This is a genomic window from candidate division WOR-3 bacterium, from assembly GCA_039803545.1.
In the GTDB taxonomy this organism is placed as follows: domain Bacteria; phylum Hydrothermota; class Hydrothermia; order UBA1063; family UBA1063; genus UBA1063.
In genome coordinates this window covers 120,994-143,472 of sequence record JBDRYS010000002.1, presented here as the reverse complement: position 1 = coordinate 143,472, position 22,479 = coordinate 120,994, and the positions used below count along the sequence as shown (strand labels likewise).

Below are 22,479 nucleotides of genomic sequence, written 5' to 3'. Positions count from 1 at the left end.
GTGCTTAATTATAAGTTAAGGTAAAAGTTTTTTCAAGTAGTCAATTTTTTCCTTTCGATTTTTTGATTCAAAAATATAAGCCCCCGAAACTATTACATCGACATAAGGTGCAACAAGTTTTGCCGTTTCCTCGTTAATTCCGCCATCAACCTCGATTGTAAAATTGTACTTTTTCGAATCTTTTATCTCTTTAAGTTTTTCAAGTTTTGGGAGCACCTGTGGCATAAATTTCTGACCATAAAAACCAGGGTTTACCGACATTACTAAAACAACATCCAAGAGTTCAAAGTAGGGGAGAAGGGTTCTTAGAGGGGTCTCTGGATTTAAAGAGAGACCAGCTTTGATTCCTAAGCTTTTGATCTTTTTCAAGGCCTTAAGAACATCGGTTTTAGCTTCCACATGGAAAATGACAATATCTGAGCCCGCTTTGGCGAATGCTTCTATGTATTTTAAAGGGTCGATGATCATCAAGTGACTCTCTAAGGGGAGTTCAGTGAGTTTGTTAATTGTTTCAACCATAAAGGGTCCAAAGGTAATGTTGGGCACGAAGACACCGTCCATTATGTCGAGGTGCAGGAGGTCGGCGTTCTCGACGCTCTTTATTTCTTCCTTTAAGTTTGAAAAGTCGCAAGCAAGAATAGATGGTGAAACCTTCATTTTGGTCTCCTTGCTTTCAGGCTTTCAATAAATTCCTTAATCTCCGGAATTTTCTCGATGTATTCGAAGTTTTTCTTTTCTCCAAAAAAGTTCTGCAGGTTTTTGTAGCCCGTTTTTTCATAAATAAAGGCCTGAATTAAGAGGTCTACCTTATCCATTGATCGGACAAAAATAGCCTCGGGAGTTTTCCCTTCTTCAAATTCTTCGAAAAGGCTTAAAACCTCCTCTCTCAGCCCCTCTGGCAGCTTTTCGGTCATCTCTTTGAAGGCCTTTTTTTCAGCCTCTACGACACATTCCCCCAAGAACTGCCGTGATTCTAAGTGGAGGTCCCCTATCAGGGCCTCCCCAAGCTCATGCACAATTGCCATTTTTAGAATTTTTTCCATATTTAGGTTCAACTGGTGATACTTGTTGAGGTAGTAGCCAAAAATATAGGCTAATAGCGAGACTCCAAAGATGTGCTCCGCAACGGTTTCAGGTTCTTTAATTCCATAATACCAGAACCCTGAGCGCGGCGTTCTCTTAAGCCTATAGGCATTTTCAAAAAAGTCGAGAAAATCGGACATAATTTAAGTTTAAAGAAAAATTGCAGTTGCTTCAAAGACTTAAGATAAATTTAAGGAGGATTCGAACTCTCTAAGAAATCTTTCTGCTGTGAATTGTTTTGCTGTTGTGATACAATTTCTCGATAGTTCGCTGACTTTTTCTGGGTTTTGTGAAAGGGCTTTAAAAACTTCATAGAGTTTATCTTCCGTTTCCACGAAAAAGCCGTTTTTTCCATGAGCTATATAATCCAACGGGCCTGTTTTTGTGAAGGATATAGGAATACACCCCCTTGCCATGGCCTCTAAGGGCGGGAGGCCGAAACCTTCGAATTTTGATGTAAGTATGAAGAAGGTGGAGTGATCATAAACTTTGATAAGCTCCTCGGTTTTTAAGTTCCCAAGGTAATGGACGTTTGGTTTTTCAACTTCAGGGTCTTGCCCAGCGACGAAAAACTCAAATTCCGTAAATTTGGGGTTCAGGAGAATTCTCCGGGCGAGCTCCGGCCCCTTTCTCTTATCCCAGCGGAAGGTGAGCGCAATGTGACTCAGGTTTTTTGAGCATTGGGAAGGCATCGAGAGAAAGGCTTCATCAACAGGTGGGTTGAGAATCTTACCCCTACGGACGGTTTTATTCTTTACCCAGGTGGATGCGCAGAGGATTAGGTTGGCGGGTAACAGATAGGTGATGGAAGCAATTAGGGAGAAAGGGAAAGGGTAAAAGAGTTGCTCAGCATCCTGGATATAATAAACCAGCTTTGATTTTTTGAGAGACTTGTGCAGAAGGGCTGGAAAATAGGTAGGAAAGAAACTTACGACGACGAAATCTGCTGGCGGTGCTTTGGTAAAAAGATGGAGAAGGGTACGGAGAACACTTATGGGGTTTCGTCGGCGGGGTGGCGTGAAAATTTTTTTGACCTCTGGATTGAGTTCGTAAAATTCCTCATAGGTATCTTCTGGGACTACTAAGTATACCTCATGCCCCCTCTCAGCAAGACCATTCATCAAAAGAGAGAGAGCCCTCACTCCACCGTGTTTTTTAAAAGAAAGCAGGGGGAAAAGGAATCTCATTTAGCTTTTTCTTCGTACTGCCTAATCTTCTCGATCCTCCGCTGGTGTCGTCCCCCTTCAAATTCTGTCTCTAAGAAAGATACTACGGCATTTAGCGCCTCTTCTTCTTTTATAAATCCTCCCGGCAAACAGATGACATTTGCATTATTGTGTTTCCTCGACATAATGGCGAAACGTTCATTGGTAACATGGGCAGCCCTTATTCCCTTTACCTTGTTTGCCGCTATGGACATCCCGATGCCGGTATAACAAATGAGTATTCCGAAATCAAACTCGCCCTTAGCTACACTCTCAGCGAGGGGGATCGCAACATCTGGGTAATCACAGGACTCTTCGCTAAAGGTTCCAAAATCCTTTACCGTATGGGAGATGGAAAGTTTTTCCTTTAAAAATTCCTTTAGTTTGTAACCCCTATGGTCAGAACCAATGGCTATCTTCATCTCACTTTACCCAGGTGAAATAATGTTCATAGTTTTCGTCGGCTTCTTCTATTATTCTGAAGAACTCTTGCTGAATTTTCTTGGTGATAGGCCCAATCTTCCCTGAACCGATGACGATTTTGTCAACGGACCTAATAGGTGTAACCTCGGCAGCGGTTCCGGTGAAGAAGAGTTCATCGGCAATGTAGAGCATTTCTCTTGGGATGAAGCATTCTTTCACTTCAAAACCGAGTTTTCTTGCAATCTCAATTACCGTAAGGCGTGTGATTCCAGGCAATATGGAAGACTCCAGGTTTGGAGTGTATATGACACCATCTTTTACTACAAAGATATTTTCACCTGAGCCTTCGGAAATGGTTCCGTAAGAATTTAGGGCGATGCCCTCAGAGAATCCATATACAACCGCTTCCATCTTTATTAATTGAGCATTGGCGTAGTTAGCAGTGGTCTTAGCCATTGCAGGGAAGGTATTAGGGGCCATACGATTCCAGCTGGAGATCATGACATCTACGCCCTGTTCTAACGCCTCTGGTCCCAAATATTTTCCCCATTTCCAGGCAGCGATGGAAACTTCAACGGGGCATTCCATAGGGTTGACGCCAAGATTGTAGTAACCTCTGTAAAGTAAAGGGCGGATATAGCATTCGTCAAGTTCGTTGATCTTTATTAACTCTACCGTTGCATCCATGAGTTCTTCGAGGGTGAAAGGTGATTCCATCCTGTAGATCTTGGCAGAATCAAGGAGGCGTTTCATATGTTCTCTCAATCTGAAAACGGCAGTTCCTCTTTTAGTCTTGTAGGCTCTTATTCCTTCAAAAACTGCGGAACCGTAGTGTAGAGCATGGGTTAAAACATGGACCTTCGCCTCATTCCAGGGGACCATCTTACCAGACATCCATATGTATTTTGCCTCGTTAATTTTTGCCATGGCACCCTCCTAAAATTCAATTTTTGCCATTCTAAAACTGTTACAGTTGAAGGCTACGGCTACTGGCAACTGGGCAATGTGGGTGGGATAGGTTTCAATTCTTACATCAAGGGCGTAGAATTTCCCACCCAGCCCACCAGGTCCGAACCCCAATTTATTTATTTCTTCTAACAATTCGAGCTCTAAATTCGCATAAAACGGATCCTTATTGCGCTTTCCAAATTCTCTCAATAAGGCCTTTTTAGCGAGAAGGCTTACAAAGTCAAAATTACCCCCAATACCAACCCCAATGACCACTGGAGGACATGGGTTTGGTCCCGCTTTAATGATTGATGAGAGTACAAATTTTTTCACCCCTTCGACGCCCTCATGGGGTGCAAGCATTGCCGATTGGCACATCTGCTCACTGCCACCGCCTTTGGGCATTACATAGATGGTTAATCGATCGCCTGAAACCAGTTCTAAGTGGATTATGGCAGGTGTGTTATCGCCAGTATTCTTTCTTTTCAGGGGATCTTCCACAACAGAGGCCCTGAGGTAGTTCTCCTTGTAAACATCCCTTACCGCCTCGTTTAAAACATCGTACAGATAGTCACCTTCGAGTTTCACCTCTTGCCCTAATTCAATGTAAAAGTTTACCATTCCCGTATCCTGGCAAAGGGGAATTCGTTCCCTTTTTGCGACCCTCATGTTTTCTATGAGATCTTTTAGAACACCTTTACCGGTGGGAGAAGGCTCTTCTTCGTAGGCCTTTTCTAAGAGTTTGCTAAACTCCGGTTCCAGTTCAAAATTAGCCCTGGTCAAGGCCTCTTTGATTTTTTCCTTGATTTCCTTTGTGTTAATGATCCTCATGGAAGAGGTTTTTAATAAAACCGCTTTTTTCAAGATTCTCAAGCAAAGTCCTGGTTCTCGAAATAATAGAGGTAGCGTTTTCCAGCTCTTCTTCGTAAGTTTTTGGTTTTCTTGCAATTCCCTCCTTTACTGCTGATGATGCGGCAGCGGCGGCAATCCTTGGAAATAGGTCCCATTCATCCATTCTTGGGACAATGTATTCTTCATTTATCCCTTTTTCTTCTGCGTATTTAGCGATTTCCTTAGCCACCTCGATGCACATGGAGTCGGTTATGGTTCTTGCAGCCACATCGAGAACACCTCTAAACATACCAGGAAATACGAGGGAATTGTTAACCTGATTAGGAAAGTCTGACCTTCCTGTTGCCACTATTCTTGCCCCCGCTTCCCTTGCCTCCCAGGGCCAGATTTCGGGTGTGGGGTTAGCACAGGCGAAAACGATGGCATCCTTTGCCATTTTCTTTATATCATCCTTTGAAACCACTCCAGGTCCAGGTGTAGAAAAACCTATGAAAACATCGGCACCTTCAAACCCTTTATGGTAATCTCCGTTCTTGTTTTCACTGTTTGTCTTAAGAATAAGCTCGGTGTAAACCCCAAATTTCTCCTCTAAGTCTGGGCGATCTTTGTTAATAATCCCTTTTCTATCAGCCATCAATACCTTTCCGGGGTCAATGCCAGCCCTTATTAACAGTTTTAGAGTCGCAATGCCTGCAGAACCCGCACCAAGAATGAAGATCTTTAGGTCAGTAAAATTCTTCCCCACAATTTTTGATGCATTGTAAAGGGCCGAGAGGGTTATGGTTGCTGTTCCCTGTTGGTCGTCGTGCCATACAGGTATTTCCATTTCTTTTCTGAGAGTTTCAAGAATATAAAAACACTTGGGCTTTTCAATGTCTTCGAGGTTTATCCCACCAAAGGAAGGTTCAAGCTTTTTCACAATTTCTACAATTTTATTAGGGTCTTTTTCTCTAAGGCAAAGGGGGAAAGCATCAACACCTCCGAGATATTTGAAGAGTAAAGCCTTTCCTTCCATAACAGGTAGCGCTGCTTCAGGTCCTATATCTCCAAGCCCGAGAACTCGGGTGCCGTCGGAAACTACCGCCACCGTGTTCCATCGGGATGTGTATTCGAAGGAGTTGTCGATATTCTCCACGATCTTTTTACAGGCTGAAGAGACGCCAGGCGTGTACCAAACGGCAAAGTAATCTAAGTTGGAAACCGGTACTTTGGGGATGATTTCAATTTTGCCCCTGTAAAGGGGATGAAGTTTTTCCGCCTTTCTTAAAGGCTCTGACGCCTTTTGACGCAATATGTTATCATCTTGCATTGTGAATTATTATACCTTAAAAGGTTCGTTTTTATAAAAAGCCAACATTGCTGCCAAAAACTGTTTTTCCGGAAGGATTCCCAGTTCCTTTAAATCCCAATAAATGTATTCGATAGGGATGCCAACTACGTTGTAATAGGAGCCGCGAATTTCCAATATGTAGAGTCCTGCTATATCCTGGATTCCATAGGCACCCGCCTTATCGAGAGGGTTGCCGTATTTGAGAAGAAGTTCGATTTCAAAGCCGCTAAGTTGGGCAAATTTCACTTCGGTTTTTATAATGTTCTTTCTGGTTTCTGTTTCACCCTTAATGTAATAACCTGTATAGACCTCATGCCATTTTCCTGAAAGCTTTTGTAAAAATTCTCTTGCCTCGTCAATGTTTTTAGGCTTTCCAAGGATTTTTCCCTCTAAGACAACGATAGTATCACAGGCAAGGATTATACCATTCACATTGATGCTTTTAGCCTTTTCTTCAGCAGCTTTGAGACAATCATCGATTTTCTCAATTTTTTCATCAATTTCTGGTTTAATTACGTCGAATTCATACCCAAATTTTCTAAGGACTGCGATCCTCCTCGGCGACCCTGAGGCAAGTATAAGTTTTTTATTCACTTTTTCTTTCCCCTTTTTTCTATTGTCGATGTGTCTATTATATCGGAAACTTTGAAGAAATGCCACAAAATGACCGGGCCATAAATCCTTAGAGAGCCTTTCCTTGGACCCCTATCGCCAGAAATTTGTAAACCTTGAGGTGATCGAAAAATTTTCCATTTGAAATGAGTTTGAATCTTTTGCTGCTTGAAAATATTTAGAAAATCACTCAAATAGCATATTTCTCTCAGCCTCTGATGTCTAAGGTGAAACTATTTGCTTTTTAGCTTGGTTTAAAAAAAAGAGTTAATGGTTAATGCATGCTATTTTTGAGTTTCTGCTTCTTCTTTTACAATAATCCTGTGCGCTTGTGGTCTATTCATCCCTCTTATCTTGACCCGCAAGGTCTTGTGGCCCTTTGGAGAGAAGCCCTCCTGGCTAAGAGCGTTCTGGAGGGAAAGACGAAAGGTTATAAAAATCATCCGCAGCTTATTAGGTTTAAAAATTATAAGGAACCACTGATAGCAATAAATTCTTATCTTCACTACATCCTGATAGAAGCAAAAAGACGGGGATATAATTTTTGCGAGGAGAAGGTCAAGAAGGTGTATTTCTTACAGGGCGTAATTCCTGTCACAAAGGGGCAATTAGAGTTTGAGTTTAAACATTTGTGCAATAAACTTAAGGGTAGAGATGAGGATTGGTTTGATAAAAACTGCAGGGTGCTGGAAATTAAGCAAATTGAGCCCCATCCTTTGTTTTATGTAGTTGATGGTGAAATTGAAGAATGGGAAAAGGTGAAAGTGCCGGATTTTTAATCTCTATAATATTCTTCCAGTCCGCTGATCTTTAAAAAATTATCTATGGTGAGTGGCACAACCCTGTAAAGAATTCGAACAACAGCCTTTGCCAACTGCCTCATTTCCCACTGGGCCTTTGGAGAGAGTCTCTGTTCGAGAAAGTTCATAAGGCTTCTCATATTGATAGTCCAGTAAAGGGAGGTTCTTAGCCCTGCGGGAAGCACCGTTCTTGCTGCCTCTTTTCTTAAGCCTGCTTCAACCAGTTTTTGATACAATTCAATGGAATTTTTGATGTGGCTTATGACCTCTTTTAGGAGCTTTTCTTTGTTTTCAATGTGTGATTCTCTGAGTTCAAAAAATTCCGGTGGTATGTGCACAATTCTGTTTATACCTTCAGGGGTATATTCAATGATGGTGCCCTTATCGGGGCTGGTATACCTGAAGGAACGTTTAAGAGGACTCGCGATTCTATGCCTTAAGAGTTGCTCCCCTATATACATTGGTATGCCCTCAATTTTGAAACGGAAAACCTGTTGCTCAAAGGGGGAAAAGTGTTTCATTTCAAGGAGTTTGATGAGGAGTTTTCTGTTTGCCTCTTCGTCACCTTCGGATAGGTAGGATATTCGGGCAACCCTTGCGGGCGTGAGGTCGTCCCCCAGCATCTCCTCGAGAAGTACATATCCTCCACCGAGGATCTCCTCTTTTATCGGCGGATCAAAGACTGGCATAGGTGAATTTTAAGAAAAATTATGTGAATTTAAAAACCTTCAGTCTCTGCTTACCGACGTGGCAAAGTATACAGAATAGTTTAAGCTTTGATAGACTTCGTTATTTGGTTTTGTCTCGGGTGACTATCTACTCTTCAAATTCTTCTTTCAGAATAACCTCGGGGTCTTCTTTAACTTTCTCTAAATTATTGGTCAGGGCGTCAAACATGTCATCAAAATCGATGGCTTCTCTCTTCCTTTTGTAAGGATTTGCATAGGATAGGATCTGCTGATAGACGAAGGGATGCCATTTTTCCATTTCTTTTAGTTTTTGAGCGATTTCTGTTATAAGAGTGTTAACCTCCCTAACCCTTTTCGCCCTTCTTTCCCTTTCTTCTATGGCCTCTGCCAGTGGAATATCCAAAAAGTAATCACACTTCTTGAGGATTGTTTCGAACATACTGCCGCGAAGCTTCTCCTCTTCTTCGTAAGCAATGCCCAAGGTTACATAGTAGGCCTGCTCTAAGGAATCCGTTAAAACAGGCTCGCTCTCAGGCATCTGAGGATTAGTCCTTAGATATTGCCTGTAAATGTTTAAGGCTACATAGGATTTTTCACGGATGTTTAACTCTTTTTCTATGTTGAAGTTCATCATAAGGTATGCGAGCTTTTCAGGCACTACGATGACAGGAAGTTCCTTGAGGTCCAGTTTCTGGGCGGCTAAAAACCTATGCTGTCCGTCGAGAATAACGTATTTTCCGTTTTTTTCTACAACGACGAGGGGAACTATAAAGCCAACCCTTTCTATGGAATAGATGAGATGAGTCACATGATAGTTACTGGGTTTTCTCTGGTGCTCCACAATTTCCAGAGACTCAATCGGCACAATCCTAAATTCCAATTCTTGCTGATGTCTTGGATCCTTAAATTTGAACCCTTCCATAGTATTGCCTTTTATTATTTGTATAGTAGAAAAACCTTGAATTGTCAACCAAGAGGCATTTAAGTTCATGAAGTCGTTGCAATAGAGCTGTAGTTTGGAGCTTACGCTTAAAGCTTTTTTACAAGTCCAAAGATGTCGAATAAATCCCCGCTTTATCGAACTAAATTTGATTGGGCAATCTTGTATTGTAGTTCTGGTGCCCATTTGAGGCTCTCCTTCTTGTTGTATACCCTTTCAAGACACCTTTGCAATTTGATTGTTGGCTTTGTGAATTTTTTATTTTTATGTTACCCCTCAAACTCACGAGCTTCCTTTTTACTTCTTCACATATGTCTTCTGCTCATAACACCCGTTTAACGGCGTCTCAATCCTATGCCTCTTTACCTTCCTCCGTTTGTTCTTTGTTTTTCCCCGCCTTCATTTGCCACGACCAAACTGTTTTTCTTCTGACTTGTCGAACAAAAATGCAGTATAGTTGCCGTCTTATTATCTTTTTTGATGAAACAATCCCATTTCGAGTAGATTAATTTTGAGGAACGCCGAAATCTTGACTGCAAGGGAAATTCGTTTTATACTTTAAAAGGATCTTAAACTTAATCCTGCTTTCCCAGGTTTAAGTTTAAGGGAAACTTAAAAGGAGGTTGCATTATGTATAAAAGTGCTCTGGTGATGCTCCTTGCCTGGACTTTGATCTGGGCACAAGATCCTAAAAGTAAAGTACCCTCTTATGGGGCCCAAGAAGGTGAAATAAAGGGGAACCCCACTAAATCAATATCCATACCCAGACTCCTCTCTTACCAGGGCAGGCTTACTGACTCTACAGGAAATCCGGTCCCTGACGGGAACTACCAGTTAACTTTCAGACTTTACACCGAAGAAACAGGAGGCTCACCTATTTGGACAGAAACCCAGACGGTGCAAGTTAAGAATGGGCTTTTTTCGGTTTTGCTTGGCTCTTTAACACCTATTCCTGCTCTGCCTGAGGATGGGAGCTTATATCTTTCTCTTCAAGTAGGAGATTCGTTGGAACTCTCACCAAGACTTCGGATAGTATCTGCAGCCTATAGCTTTTTTTCCGAACGTTCCGCAAATGCTGACCTTTTACAAGGTAGAGATGCAACAAATTTCGCTCCTGCTTTTCTTATAAGCTACTCGTGGGCGTATGAGGCAAGTATAACACAAGATACCCTTTTCAAGATGGAGACTACAGGGTGGTATATTGTGGACGATGGTGATATGGATCAAGACCATACTTTATTAATAGGTACAACCGACCTTACTGCAGAATATACACTCTCGTATGGGGATACGGTTATACACGGAGAGGCACAGTATGGTTCGCCAGCCGTTATAACCTTCCCTCATTACCAAGCTTTTCAACTCACCCTGGCAAGGCACCAGTATATTGCCCATCTAATTTTAAACGAAAACGACGCGTATATTGGGTGTGTTTACATCAAGAGCCATCCGTAAAAAGAATATCGGCATTGCGAAAAATATAAAGGAGAGGTTTTATGAAAAAGGCCACAATTTTAAGTTTTTCCCTGCTTATCATCTCACTCCTTCACGGCCAGCAATTTCGTTGTGATTGGGGGGTCGTTGGTGTAGGAGGAACCACGATGGCAAATAGTGGTTACTGGTGTGGCTCCACCGTTGGTCAAACTGTGGTGGGTATTGCTTCCAGTGCAAGCAATTTAATCTATGCTGGCTTCTGGTATCCTGAAATTCTTGTAGGTGTGAATGAAAATAATCATTTTATTGACACAAATTCAATGGAGAATGGAGCGAAGATTTATCCTGTTAGTTTAAGTTATAGTAAGGTATGGATAAGGTATTTACTGGGGGGCGAAGAGCACGTTTATCTGGTAGTATACGATGTAAGTGGGAGGGTTATAAGGACCTTAGTTAATTCTTATGAAAAGTCCGGAATGCACTCCATTAACTGGGATGAAACTGATGATCATGGGGAGGAAGTGGAAAGGGGTGTATATTTTTTGAAGTTCAGTGCCGGAAGGTATAGCAAGACTGTGAAAGTACTTTTGATGAAGTAAAAAATTAGAGGGGTGGGGGTAAGAGTGGGTGGAGAATAGAATTTTTGTTTAATAAAGCATAAATTTTTGTATAATAAGTCTTTTGAAAATGTAGTTTTTTGATATCCAACTCCATAGCTCTTCTCAATATTATCAAATTTTTTCGAAATATGGTGTTTTAAGATTTAGTGGATTTGAATTTCCATATTTGCCCCTTTATCATTTAGCGTAGCTGGCCCCCGTAGCTCAGGAGGATAGAGCGGCGGTTTCCTAAACCGCAGGCCAGAGGTTCGAATCCTCTCGGGGGCATATGCTACTTGACTGTTCAGGTATAATTAATTATAATTTTGCAACTTCAATAGGCCTGTAGCTCAACTTGGCAGAGCGCTGGACTCCAAATCCAGTGGTTGGGGGTTCAAATCCCTCCAGGCCTGTATAAGGGGGAGTTATGAGAGTGAAAATTGCTTTAGTTTGCTCCGAGTGCAAAAGGAAAAATTATTATTCGACCAAAAACAAGGACAAAAAAGAAAAGGTTGAACTTAAAAAGTTTTGCAAATTCTGTGGAAAGCACACCGTTCATAGGGAGTCGAAGGTATGAAGAAGATTGTTGAGTTTTTGAAAGAGTCCTATCAAGAGTTTATGAAAATAACCTGGCCGACGAAAGAGAGCCTTTGGGGTGGTACGCTCGGTGTTATATTGATTTCGCTCTTTTTTATTTTGTTCATGTTTGTTGTTGATTTTATCATTTCAAAGCTAATACAGCTCATTTTGGGGTAGAATATGACAGAGAAAAATTCAGAACTTACCGAGAGAAAGTGGTTGATCTTCCAAACTTTCTCAGGTAAAGAGAAGAAGGCTTTTATTGCCGCACAAAAGGTCATAAAAGAACACGGGCTTGAGGATGTGGTTGAACCTCTCCTGCCCACCGAATTTATTTCCAAGGTAGTAACTAAGGGTCGCGGTGACAAAAAGGAAAAGGTGAGGGTAAATATCGAAAAGCCCATTTACAGGGGTTATCTTTTCGTTGGAGTGAAGGGAGATAAGGAACTGATCGATAAGGTTGCTAATCTTCTGGCTGAAACACGCTTGATGAGAGCTCTTACAAAAAGAGACGAGAAAACTGGGGAACCTATTTATGCATTTCTGAAGGAAGAAGAGGTTGAAGAGTTGAAGAAGAAGATAGAAATCGAACAACAGAAGAAGGAACAGAAGGTACCCTATCTTGAGGGCGAAAGGGTTAAGGTCCTTATAGGAGACTATGAGGGTATGATTGGTACAGTGGAGGAAGTATATCCACAGAAGAGAAAATTGAAGGTTTTAATTCACTTGTTGAACAGGACTACCCCTATTTATATAGATTTTGATGGGGTAGAAAAAGCTGGATAAAGGAGGACAAAGATGCCCCCGAAAAAGAAAGAGGTTGTTGCTCAGGTTAGGTTACAGTTACCTGCAGGCCAGGCAACTCCAGCCCCGCCAGTAGGACCGGCTTTGGGACAACACGGTGTTAATTTGATGCAATTTGTTAAAGAGTTTAATGACAGAACCAGAAATCTCCAGGGACTTGTTGTACCAGTTATAGTTACTGTCTACAAAGATAGGTCCTTTACCTTTGAGGTTAAGACCCCATTGGCTTCCGAATTGCTTAAAAAGGCGGCAGGAATTGTAAAAGGTTCTGGTGAGCCCAATAAGGTTAAGGTCGGAAAGGTCAAAAAGTCGGATATTCGGAAGATTGCAGAATTAAAAATGAAGGATTTGAATGCAAACGATATTGAAGCTGCTATGAGAATAATTGAAGGTACTGCTCGTAGTATGGGTATTGAGGTGGTGGAGGGTTAAAATGGCTAAGCATGGGAAAAGATATTTGGCTTTGCTGGAAAAGGTTGAGAAGGGGAAGGAGTACCCTTTAGACGAGGCTATAAAGAAAGTAAAGGAATTGGCAAGCGCAAAGTTTGATGAGACTGTCGAGCTTGCAGTTTTGCTTGGTGTTGACCCCAGAAAGGCAGATCAGATGGTAAGGGGGTCTGCAGTACTTCCAAGAGGCCTGGGAAAGAGTGTTAGAGTTGCGGTAATTACGAGGGGCGAAGAGGAGAAGGAGGCTCTTGAAGCAGGTGCGGATTATGTGGGTTATCAAGATTTAATGGAAAAGATTAAGAATGGTTGGCTTGAATTTGATGCGTTAGTTGCCACCCCCGAAGTTATGCCGGAACTTGCAAAACTTGGAAAAATCTTAGGTCCCAGAGGTCTGATGCCTTCTCCTAAGACGGGAACGGTGACAAAGGAAGTTGGACGCGTTGTCAGAGAACTAAAAATGGGTAGGGTTGAGTTTAAAGTGGATAAAACCGGCAATGTTCATGTTCCAGTAGGTAAAGTTTCTTTCCCAGAAGAGGCCCTTAAAGAGAATATCCTTGCTTTCTTCCAGGAACTTATCAACGCAAAGCCAAAGACTATGAAAGGCACTTATATCAAGCAAGCCTATCTGACGACAACAATGGGTCCAAGTATTAAATTGGATCTAAATAGTATTTATTCACAACTGGAGAGGGCATAACATGGTGAAAGTTAGACCGGAAAAAATTGAAAGAGTTAAAGAGTTGAAGGAAAAACTGGATAAGGCGAAGGCTTTTTATCTTTGTAATTATGCAGGATTGACTGTTGCCGAGATTACAGAACTCAGAAAGAGGCTTAGAGAAAAAGGTGCAACCCTGAAAGTCGTTAAAAATACTGCGCTGTATTTTGCACTTAAAGAAAAGAATTTGGATGAGATTGAGAAATTTATCCCCGGGCCAACAGCGGTATTGTTTGCAATGGAAGATGAGGTAGAACCTCTGAAGGTTGCTTTCGATTATTCTAAGGAAATATCAAAGCTTTCTTTCAAAGGTGGATGGTTAGACGGTAGGGTTTTTGGTCCGGATGAGCTGAAAGTTGTTGCTACATTGCCTTCTAAGAAAGAACTTCAAGCACAAGTTGTTGGTGCGCTAAATGCACCAATATTTAAACTTGTTTATTCTTTGAACTGGCCTTTACAGGCCTTAGTTTTTGCACTTGAGCAAATTAGAAAACAAAAAGAGGAGGTTAAGTAAAATGGCTGAAAAGAAAAGTGTTGCTGAAATAGTCGAAATGATCGAGTCTTTATCCGTACTGGAACTCTCACAGCTTGTGAAGGAACTGGAGAATAAGTTCGGTGTTTCCGCTGCTATGCCCGTTATGGCCGGACCCGTTGCTGCTGGTGGTGCAGCACCTGCAGCTGTTGTAGAAGAGAAGACTGAGTTTGACGTAATTCTTGTGGATGCCGGCCAGGACAGGATCAATGTTCTCAAGGAAGTAAGAGCATTGACCGGACTCGGTTTGAAAGAGGCAAAGGATTTTGTGGATAACCTGCCTAAGCCTTTAAAGGAAGGAGTCTCAAAGGAAGAAGCTGAAAAGATTAAACAGCAGTTCGAAAAATTAGGCGCTAAGGTAGAGATTAAGTAACACACTCCTACGAGTATACCTTGTGTACAATCTCTCTATGAGGTGTAAAATGGGGCTTTATGCCCCATTTAGCTATTTGGAAAAAATTATAGGAGGTGAATTTTGTCTATTATGGACAAAATTATAAGGATAGGATACAAGCCAGAAAAATACCCGATGCCGGATCTTCTTTTCATTCAGCTGGACTCCTTCAGAAGGTTGCTGTCTGAAGGGGTTCCAAAAGAAGAACGGCCATTGGGCAGTTTGGAATATATATTCAGAGAATTCTTCCCTGTGACAGATAAAAACGGTATTTATAAACTTGAGTACATCGATTATTCTGTCGGAACTCCACGCCTTACACCAGAAGAGTGTAAGGAGAAAAATTTGACCTATTCTGTTCCACTAAGAGCGGTCTTCAGGTTGTCAAAGAAAAATCCTGAAACTAAGGAATTTGAAGAAAGTGTTACCCAAGAAGTCTATATGGGTGAGATCCCATATATGACATGCCGTGGTACCTTTGTTATAAACGGAGTGGAAAGAGTACTCGTTAGCCAGATTCATAGATCACCCGGTGTTTACTTCGAAGGTCCTGAAATTGAAGGTGAGTCTCTTCCTTGCAGAGCGTTATTGGTACCTTACAGAGGTCCATGGGTTGAATTTGTTATTGACGGTAACAAGAATCTTACCGTAACCGTTTCCAAAAGAAGAAAGATCCCCTTCACGAGGTTTTTTAGGGCGCTTACCGGATTACCCTTTGTTGAGATCTTTAAGATGTTCCTTGAGGTTCAAAAACTTGATGTGGATGAGATAAAGGAGTTTGAAAGGTATATTCTTGCAAAAGATATTGTAGATACAAATACTGGTGAGGTTCTTTTTGAAGCCCTTGAACTATTGAATTCAACCATCCTGAAGGAGTTGAAGGAAAGAAATATTAAAAGGGTCGAGGTATTTGATGTTGAAACGCCGGAAGGTAGTGTCCTTTACACAACTTATAGACAAGACAGATTAAAGAAAGAAGCTGATGCCATTGGAAACATTTATAGGACTTTGAAGTTTAGCCAGCCACCGAGCGATTTAGAAGAGGCAAGAACTTTCATTAAAAACTTTTTCTTGAGCGAAGCCTATTTCTACCTTGGGGAAGTTGGAAGGTACAAGTTTAACTTAAGACTCTACGGGAATCAGAAGAAGACTGAACATGTTCTTACTATTGAAGATATTGTTGAGGTTGTGAAAAAGCTTGTGGGATTGTACAAAGGCGAAGAGGAGCCGGATGATATTGATGACCTCGCTAATAGAAGGATCCGCAGTGTCGGTGAGCTTCTTTATGAACAAATCAGAGATGCTTTCAGTAAGAAATTGGTAAAGAATATTGCCGAAAAAATTCTTTCAATTTCTGATGAGTCGAGGATTGTACCTAAGGTTCTCATTGATCCTAAGGTAATTACTAACTCTTTGATTAACTTCTTCATGCGTGATACCTTGTCCCAATTCCTTGACCAGACCAATCCACTTTCTGAGCTTACCCATAAGAGACGTATTTCTGCTTTCGGTAGAGGCGGGTTAACCAAGGAGACCGCTGGGTTTGAGGTGAGAGACGTTCACCCATCTCATTATGGTAGATTGTGTCCCATCGAAACGCCGGAAGGTCAAAACGTTGGATTAATTAATTCACTTACTACCTATGCTAAGGTTGATGAATATGGTTTTATTAAGACCCCTCTGAGGGTTGTAGAAAACGGGAGAGTTACTGATAAAATCGTGGAGCTCAGTAGGAACGAGGAAAGGGATGCCTATGTAGCATCTGCAGATGTAGAGTATGACCCTGAGACTGGCCTTATAAAAGATAAAAAGGTTTGGGTACGTTATAAGGACGATTATATCGAGGTGGATAGAGAAAAAGTAAATTACATAGATGTCTCACCACGTCAGGTGATTTCACCTTCCGCTTCGCTTATTCCCTTCCTTGAGCATAATGATGCTCTCAGGGCGTTGATGGGGTGTAACATGCAGAGGCAAGCGGTTCCTTTGATTGATCCTGAACCTCCAATAGTGGGAACGGGAATGGAGGCTAAGGTTGCGAGAGATTCTGGAACTCTCCTCACTGCAAGAAACAGTGGCACGGTTGTTTTTGTTGATTCCAAGAGAATTCTTGTGAGGGTTTCAAAAAGGGGAAAGAAACTCTCCAAGTTTGAGGATGAAATTGAAGAGTACAAACTGATAAAATTTAGAAGGTCCAACCAGAATACACTGATCAACATGAAGCCCATTGTTAAGGTGGGTGACAAGGTCAAGGCTGGTGATATTATTGCGGATGCTGCTGCCACCAAGAATGGAGAGTTGGCACTTGGAAAAAATCTGCTGGTGGCTTTCGTACCTTGGTATGGTTATAACTATGAAGACGCTATTGTTGTCTCTGAGAATATTCTCAAAGAAGATGCTTTGACGTCCATCCACATCCTTGAATTCGAAGTGGAAGTGAGGGAAACTTCCCTTGGTCCCGAAGAGGTGACTAATCAGATCCCGGGAGTGATGGAAGAAGATTTAAAGAATCTTGATAATTTCGGAATCATCCGTGTTGGAGTTGAGGTTAAGCCAAGGGATATTTTAGTGGGTAAAGTTACGCCTAAGGGTGAGGAAGAAGAACTATCACCGGAAAAGAAGTTGCTTCTTGCCATTGTGGGATATGACCAGCCCGTTAAAGATACTTCGAAGAGAGTACCCCCAGGGGTTTCAGGTTATGTAGTTGATGTTGTGATACTTACTAAAACAAAGAATGATCCACTTTCACTAAAGGTTATTATGGAGCGCAAAGAAAAGGCATACCGGCGAGCAGAGGAAGAGAAGAGGTTACTTAAGACAAGATTGAGAGACTTTATTGTTGAGATGCTGATCGATGAAGTTCTTAACGATGATTTGAAGGCAAAAGACGGAACCGTTATTTTGCCTAAGGGGACGCTTGTGACAAGGGAGCTCTTGGAAGACCTCATGGTTAACAAGCGCGTTGACTTGACAAGGCTGAATTATGATCTCCCGGTTATTTCTGAAGAAAAGCTGGTTCGAATTAAGAACCTTATCCAGGACTATGATAAGAGAGAAAAAGAAATTGAAGAGAAATTGAACCAGACGATTCAGGAGATCGAAAGGGGTGATGAGCTACCTCCAGGAGTAAATCAGCTAATCAAAATTTACATTGCCCAAAAGAGAAGACTTCAGGTTGGAGATAAGATTACCGGAAGACATGGAAACAAGGGTGTTGTTGCAAAGATTGCACCTGTTGAAGATATGCCGTTCTTGGAGGATGGCACACCAGTAGACGTGGTTCTGAGCCCCCTCGGTGTTCCTTCTCGTATGAATGTGGGTCAAATTTTGGAAACTATCCTGGGTTGGGCTGGTAAAAAGAAAGGCGTTTATTACGCTTGCCCTGCTTTCGAGGGTATGACCGTGGAAGAAATACAAAAAGAAATGGAAGAGGCGGGTTTAACGTATCCAGGTAAAGTTAGATTGAGAGATGGAAGGACAGGCGAATACTTCCACTACCCCGTGACAGTGGGGTACATGTACATGATAAAGCTAATTCATATGGTTGAGGATAAGATTCATGCGAGGGCAATTGGTCCTTACTCTTCAATTACTCAACAGCCAGTCGGTGGAAAGTCTCACTTCGGTGGCCAGAGGTTTGGTGAGATGGAGGTATGGGCTCTCGAAGCACATGGTGCAGCTTACACGTTGCAGGAAATGCTAACTATCAAATCGGATGATATCGAAGGGCGAAACAAGCTTTACAAAGAATTACAATTGGGTAAGAGGCCTAAAGAACCTGGACTCCCAGCATCTTTTAAGGTGCTTGTTAACCATTTGAGGGGTCTTTGCCTTGATGTGGAGTTAAAAACTGGAGAAGAAAAAGAAAAGCAGTTTTTGAAAGTAAACCTTAAGACGGAGTAGACTATGGAAAAATTATTACCTAAAAATTTGTTGTCAATAAGGATAAAAATTGCTTCACCTGAGACCATCAGAAGTTGGTCTCATGGTGAAGTAACAAATTCAGAAACCATAAACTACAGGACACAAAAACCCGAACCTGGCGGACTTTTCTGTGAAAGGATTTTTGGGCCCATTAAAGACTACGAGTGTAGTTGCGGCAAGTTTAAGGGCAGAAAATATAAAGGTGTAAAGTGCGACAGATGTGGAGTTGAAGTCACAGAGAAGAGAGTTAGACGAGAGAGGATGGGGCATATAGAGCTGGCAGTCCCCGTTGCCCACATATGGTTTTACAAAGCAACTCCTTCACCTATTGGTATTCTTTTGGATCTTGGTGTTAAGGACCTTGAAAGGGTAATTTACTATGACGCTTACATCGTGACGAAGGTTTCAGAAGATTTGATGAAGGGAGGAGAATCGGCTGATGCCAAATTGAGGGTGGGTCAAGTTTTGTCCATCTCAGAATATCAAGAATACAAGAAGCTCTATGGCAACCAGTTTGAAGCGGAGATGGGGGCTCCGGGTATAAAGAAGATCCTCGCCAATATGAATCTTGAAGATCTTAGGAATGAGTTAAGGGTTAAAATCAAGAAAGAGCAGTCTCCCATCAAGAGAGCCAAGTTTCTTAAAAAATATAAGATTGTTCAAGCTCTTTTGAATTCTAAGACTCGACCCGAATGGATGATTTTAGAGGTTATCCCCGTAATTCCGCCAGACCTCAGGCCCATCGTATTCCTCGAGAATGGCCAAATCGCTACCACTGAAATAAATCAGCTTTATAGACGAGTTATAATGAGAAATAATAGATTGAAACAGTTGATGGAACAGGGAGCTCCTCAGATCATAATAAATAATGAGAAGCGTAACTTACAGGAAGCGGTTGAAGCATTACTGGATAACTCGAAGAGAAGAAAACCCGTTTTGTCTAAGAGTGGCAGGAAACTGAAGTCTATTTCGGATGTCCTCAGAGGTAAGAAGGGCGTTTTGAGGAGAAATCTTCTCGGTAAGAGAGTAGATTATTCAGGGCGTTCCGTAATTGTCGTAGCTCCCGAACTCAAGATGAACCAGGTCGCTTTACCGAAGGAAATGGCTCTTGAGCTATTCAGGCCGATGGTGGAGCATAAACTTAATGAATCCGGTCTTGCGAGTAGCATCAGAGAGGCTGAGGCAAAGCTCAGGCAAAGGGATCCGGCAATTTGGGAGATGCTCGAAAAAATAGTCAAAGATCACCCAGTACTCCTTAATAGAGCTCCAACACTTCATAGACCTTCAATTCAGGCTTTTGAGCCAGTTCTCTGGGAGAACAAGGCTATTGGGCTCCATCCACTTGTTTGCCCTGCTTATAACGCTGACTTTGATGGCGACACAATGGCTGTTTATGTGCCGATTTCTTATGAAGCACAGCTGGAAAGTTACGGGATTCTTCTTTCAATCTACAATATTTTATCTCCTGCTCATGGAGGCCCTCTGGCAGCACCAACGCGTGACATCGTTCTTGGATTAAACTATTTAACAAAGATTTTACCAGGAGATAAGGGCGAAGGTAAGCTCTTCTCTTCTCCCGAAGAGGCGCTTATCGCATACGAGAATGGCTATGTAGGGCTTCGTGCAAAGATAAGGGTAAAGCTTGGAAATGAGATTATTGAAACTTCAGTGGGACGCATTATATTCAATGACGCCCTGCCAGAGGAACTGAGGTTTATCAATGAAGAAATGAGGAAAGGTCAGCTTTCCAACCTTGTTGCCATGGCTCATAGAAAGTTTGGCCCGGCGAGAACAGCGGAGCTTCTAGATGCATTGAAGGAACTTGGTTTTAAATATTCAACGGTGGCAGGCATCACCTTTGGAATGGACGACATGGTGGTTCCGGAGAAGAAGAAGGAAATCATCCTGAAGGCTCGGGAAGAGGTAGAAAAGGTTATAAGAGCTTACGAGAAGAAAACGATCTCCGAAAAAGAGAGACAGCTCCTGGTTCAGTCTATATGGACCCGTGCCACTGAAGAAGTCAAGAAAGAAATGCTCAAGGTTATGGAAAAGGATAAAGATGGATTTAACCCCATTTACATGATGCTTAAGTCGGGTGCGAGAGGAAACGAAGATCAGGTCAAGCAGCTGGCTGGAATGCGTGGTCTCATGGCAAAACTTGGAAAAGTGAAGACTCAAATTAACCAGCTTCTGGAGGTGCCGATTATCTCCAATAACAAGGAAGGTTTTAAAGTTCTTGAGTATTTCATTTCCACCCACGGTTCGAGAAAGGGACTTGTGGATACAGCTATGAAGACTTCACTTTCCGGTTATTACACGCGGAGATTGGTAAATGTTGCTCACCACATTGTGGTAACGGAAGAAGACTGTGGAACTCTAACAGGGAGAAAGGTGTCAGCATTGACTGATGAAAAGAATCAGCCTCTCATTACCCTCGCTGAAAGGATTGTAGGAAGGGTAGCACTGGAAGATATTTATCATCCTATTACCGGTGAGGTCATCGTAGAAGAGGGTCAGGAAATTGACGAGGAAGCAGCGAAGAAAATTGAAGAAAGCGGAATTACCGAAGTATGGGTAAGGTCTGTGCTTACTTGTAAGGCAAAGAAGGGTGTTTGTGCGAAATGCTATGGTAGAAACCATGCTACTGGGCACCTTGTTGAGGTTGGAGAAGCCGTCGGAGTAATGGCAGCACAATCACTGGGAGAACCAAGCACGCAGCTCACTTTGAGGACTTTCCATACTGGAGGTACTGGCGAAAGGACGGTGGGGGCATCCTATCACGAGGCACCTTTTGATGGTATAGTTGAGTTCGTTAATGTAAAAGTGGTTGTCAACTCAAAGTCGGGAATGATAAATGTTGGTAAGAGGGCTCGTATCATTATAAGAACCCCTGATGGAAAACTCGAGAGGAAATTCGAAGTACCTTATGGCTCAAGGATTTACGTTGAGGATGGTCAGAAGATCCAGAAAGGTCAGGTTTTCTGCGAATGGGATCCTTACAGATATCTAATTCTTGCTACAAAGAAAGGCAAAGTGGTTTACGTCGATTTGGTCCCTGGCAAGACCCTTGTAACTGGAGCAGAAGAGGAAAGGATCGTGAAGTTCGATAGGAGATCAACCATGTATCCAAGAATGCACATTGTTGACCCTGAGACCGGTGAACTTCTCGAGGAGATATTGCTCTCCAATGGTGCGATTTTATCTGCTGACATTAACGAAGGGGATATCGTAGAACCGGGAGATGTCCTTGCAAGATTACCCATTAAAGACGTGCTCGCTCTTGGCACAAGGGATATTACCGTTGGGTTCCAGGCCATTGAGTATTGGCTTGAGCTCTTTACTGAATCAATTCTTGACATTTATGCCTATGGTGGTAGCAGATTCAAACATGCAATTCTGTCTGAGATCAGCGGAAGGGTTAGCATTGAAAAGGGTGACAAAGGTAAATATATAATCAAAGTAACCAGCGATTCTGGAGAGGTCAAAGAGTATCCGATTTTCGGACAGTATTTAACGGTTGCAGAGGGTGATTGGGTCGAAGCAGGGGAACAACTTACTGGTGGAAGAATCAATCCTAAGGATATTCTGAGAATTAAGGGAATAGATAAAGCTCAGGAGTTCCTCCTTGATAATATTTTGCGTAGTTATGCGGCCTCTGATGTAAAGATTAAAGATGTGCATGTTGAAATTTTCGTAAGGCAAATGGGGAGGAAGGTGCTAATTAAAGACGCTGGCGATACAAAGAATTTGATCGAAGGTGATCTTGTTGATATAAGCGTTGTGGAGGAGGAAAACCGCGAGGTGCGTGAAAAAGGTGGAAAGCCGGCAACCTATGAGTTCCAGTTATTGGGAATAAAGAAAGCCGCTCTGGCTTCCGAAAGCTTCCTTTCGGCCGCCTCATTTATCGAAACCACAAAGGTTCTTACCGAGGCTGCAATAGCGGGGAAAGAGGATAAACTCGAGGGTCTCATCGAGAATGTTATTATTGGTAATCTGATTCCGGCAGGAACTGGAACCAGGAAATATAGAAATCTTGTCGTGGAGGAAGAGGAACTCCTCCAGGAAGAGGAGGAAGAACCTTCAGAACGCGAAGAAGAATAGTAAATTTAAACTTGAACGTTTATTGATATTGCAGTAAAATTAAACACTGCATTTAAAGGGGGAAGTAT

General features: G+C 42.1%; 22 protein-coding genes and 2 tRNA genes. 14 read left to right on the top strand and 10 right to left on the bottom strand.

What is annotated here, in order from left to right:
* Positions 1-15 precede the first annotated feature (15 nt).
* The 8 genes from rpe to ABIM45_05705 are packed head-to-tail and all read right to left on the bottom strand — an operon-like array spanning position 16 to position 6,435.
* Positions 16-657, bottom strand: coding sequence for a ribulose-phosphate 3-epimerase (rpe, locus tag ABIM45_05740; protein ID MEO0239404.1), 642 nt, complete (start codon positions 655-657; stop codon positions 16-18).
* On the bottom strand, positions 654-1,223 hold the full coding sequence (locus ABIM45_05735) for an HD domain-containing protein (protein MEO0239403.1): 570 nt from the start codon (positions 1,221-1,223) through the stop codon (positions 654-656). Before ABIM45_05735 ends, rpe begins: the two co-directional genes overlap by 4 nt.
* Positions 1,224-1,262: 39 nt before the next feature.
* A complete protein-coding gene (locus ABIM45_05730) occupies positions 1,263-2,270 on the bottom strand; it encodes a glycosyltransferase family 4 protein (GenBank protein ID MEO0239402.1) in 1,008 nt (335 codons plus the stop codon).
* Complete coding sequence (rpiB, locus tag ABIM45_05725; GenBank protein ID MEO0239401.1) at positions 2,267-2,710, bottom strand: ribose 5-phosphate isomerase B; 444 nt, start codon at positions 2,708-2,710, stop codon at positions 2,267-2,269. The genes ABIM45_05730 and rpiB overlap by 4 nt, the downstream gene beginning before the upstream one ends.
* 1 nt (position 2,711) lies before the next feature.
* Positions 2,712-3,638, bottom strand: a complete 927-nt coding sequence (locus ABIM45_05720) for a branched-chain amino acid transaminase (protein MEO0239400.1) — start codon at positions 3,636-3,638, stop codon at positions 2,712-2,714.
* 9 nt (positions 3,639-3,647) lie between these two features.
* Positions 3,648-4,490 (bottom strand): fumarate hydratase, encoded by an 843-nt coding sequence (locus tag ABIM45_05715; GenBank protein ID MEO0239399.1) that lies wholly within the window; start codon positions 4,488-4,490, stop codon positions 3,648-3,650.
* On the bottom strand, positions 4,477-5,820 hold the full coding sequence (locus tag ABIM45_05710) for an NADP-dependent malic enzyme (protein MEO0239398.1): 1,344 nt from the start codon (positions 5,818-5,820) through the stop codon (positions 4,477-4,479). Before ABIM45_05710 ends, ABIM45_05715 begins: the two co-directional genes overlap by 14 nt.
* 9 nt (positions 5,821-5,829) lie before the next feature.
* Positions 5,830-6,435 (bottom strand): Maf family protein, encoded by a 606-nt coding sequence (locus ABIM45_05705; GenBank protein MEO0239397.1) that lies wholly within the window; start codon positions 6,433-6,435, stop codon positions 5,830-5,832.
* 341 nt (positions 6,436-6,776) lie between these two features.
* Here ABIM45_05705 and ABIM45_05700 point away from each other — a divergent pair, with 341 nt between their 5' ends.
* Complete coding sequence (locus tag ABIM45_05700) at positions 6,777-7,232, top strand: pyrimidine dimer DNA glycosylase/endonuclease V (GenBank protein MEO0239396.1); 456 nt, start codon at positions 6,777-6,779, stop codon at positions 7,230-7,232.
* Here the strand turns inward: ABIM45_05700 and thyX are convergent.
* Both thyX and ABIM45_05690 read right to left on the bottom strand, forming a co-directional pair.
* Complete coding sequence (thyX, locus tag ABIM45_05695) at positions 7,229-7,942, bottom strand: FAD-dependent thymidylate synthase (protein ID MEO0239395.1); 714 nt, start codon at positions 7,940-7,942, stop codon at positions 7,229-7,231. The genes ABIM45_05700 and thyX overlap by 4 nt on opposite strands.
* 127 nt (positions 7,943-8,069) lie before the next feature.
* Positions 8,070-8,864 carry a ParB/RepB/Spo0J family partition protein gene (locus ABIM45_05690; GenBank protein MEO0239394.1) on the bottom strand — a complete coding sequence of 265 codons (795 nt, stop codon included), beginning with the start codon at positions 8,862-8,864 and terminating at the stop codon, positions 8,070-8,072.
* A 648-nt stretch (positions 8,865-9,512) separates the two neighbouring features.
* On the opposite strand from ABIM45_05690, the gene ABIM45_05685 reads away from it, so the two are divergent.
* The 13 genes from ABIM45_05685 (at position 9,513) to rpoC (ending at position 22,411) form a co-directional block, all read left to right on the top strand.
* Positions 9,513-10,337, top strand: a complete 825-nt coding sequence (locus ABIM45_05685; protein MEO0239393.1) for a hypothetical protein — start codon at positions 9,513-9,515, stop codon at positions 10,335-10,337.
* 41 nt (positions 10,338-10,378) lie between these two features.
* Positions 10,379-10,915 (top strand): FlgD immunoglobulin-like domain containing protein, encoded by a 537-nt coding sequence (locus ABIM45_05680; protein ID MEO0239392.1) that lies wholly within the window; start codon positions 10,379-10,381, stop codon positions 10,913-10,915.
* 214 nt (positions 10,916-11,129) lie between these two features.
* Positions 11,130-11,203 (top strand) — tRNA-Arg (locus tag ABIM45_05675).
* A 51-nt stretch (positions 11,204-11,254) separates the two neighbouring features.
* Positions 11,255-11,328, top strand: a tRNA-Trp gene (locus ABIM45_05670).
* A gap of 14 nt (positions 11,329-11,342) precedes the next feature.
* Positions 11,343-11,492 carry a 50S ribosomal protein L33 gene (gene rpmG, locus ABIM45_05665; protein ID MEO0239391.1) on the top strand — a complete coding sequence of 50 codons (150 nt, stop codon included), beginning with the start codon at positions 11,343-11,345 and terminating at the stop codon, positions 11,490-11,492.
* Complete coding sequence (gene secE, locus ABIM45_05660; GenBank protein ID MEO0239390.1) at positions 11,489-11,671, top strand: preprotein translocase subunit SecE; 183 nt, start codon at positions 11,489-11,491, stop codon at positions 11,669-11,671. The genes rpmG and secE overlap by 4 nt, the downstream gene beginning before the upstream one ends.
* A 3-nt stretch (positions 11,672-11,674) precedes the next feature.
* Entirely contained in the window at positions 11,675-12,280 is a 606-nt protein-coding gene (locus ABIM45_05655; protein MEO0239389.1) for a transcription termination/antitermination NusG family protein, read from the top strand.
* A gap of 12 nt (positions 12,281-12,292) precedes the next feature.
* Positions 12,293-12,730 (top strand): 50S ribosomal protein L11, encoded by a 438-nt coding sequence (rplK, locus tag ABIM45_05650; GenBank protein MEO0239388.1) that lies wholly within the window; start codon positions 12,293-12,295, stop codon positions 12,728-12,730.
* Between the two features lies 1 nt (position 12,731).
* Positions 12,732-13,442, top strand: coding sequence for a 50S ribosomal protein L1 (gene rplA, locus ABIM45_05645; protein ID MEO0239387.1), 711 nt, complete (start codon positions 12,732-12,734; stop codon positions 13,440-13,442).
* Position 13,443: 1 nt separating this feature from the next.
* Positions 13,444-13,974, top strand: a complete 531-nt coding sequence (rplJ, locus tag ABIM45_05640) for a 50S ribosomal protein L10 (protein ID MEO0239386.1) — start codon at positions 13,444-13,446, stop codon at positions 13,972-13,974.
* A gap of 1 nt (position 13,975) precedes the next feature.
* Complete coding sequence (rplL, locus tag ABIM45_05635; GenBank protein MEO0239385.1) at positions 13,976-14,365, top strand: 50S ribosomal protein L7/L12; 390 nt, start codon at positions 13,976-13,978, stop codon at positions 14,363-14,365.
* A 111-nt stretch (positions 14,366-14,476) separates the two neighbouring features.
* On the top strand, positions 14,477-18,289 hold the full coding sequence (rpoB, locus tag ABIM45_05630; protein MEO0239384.1) for a DNA-directed RNA polymerase subunit beta: 3,813 nt from the start codon (positions 14,477-14,479) through the stop codon (positions 18,287-18,289).
* Positions 18,290-18,292: 3 nt separating this feature from the next.
* Complete coding sequence (gene rpoC / locus ABIM45_05625) at positions 18,293-22,411, top strand: DNA-directed RNA polymerase subunit beta' (protein MEO0239383.1); 4,119 nt, start codon at positions 18,293-18,295, stop codon at positions 22,409-22,411.
* Positions 22,412-22,479 lie beyond the last annotated feature (68 nt).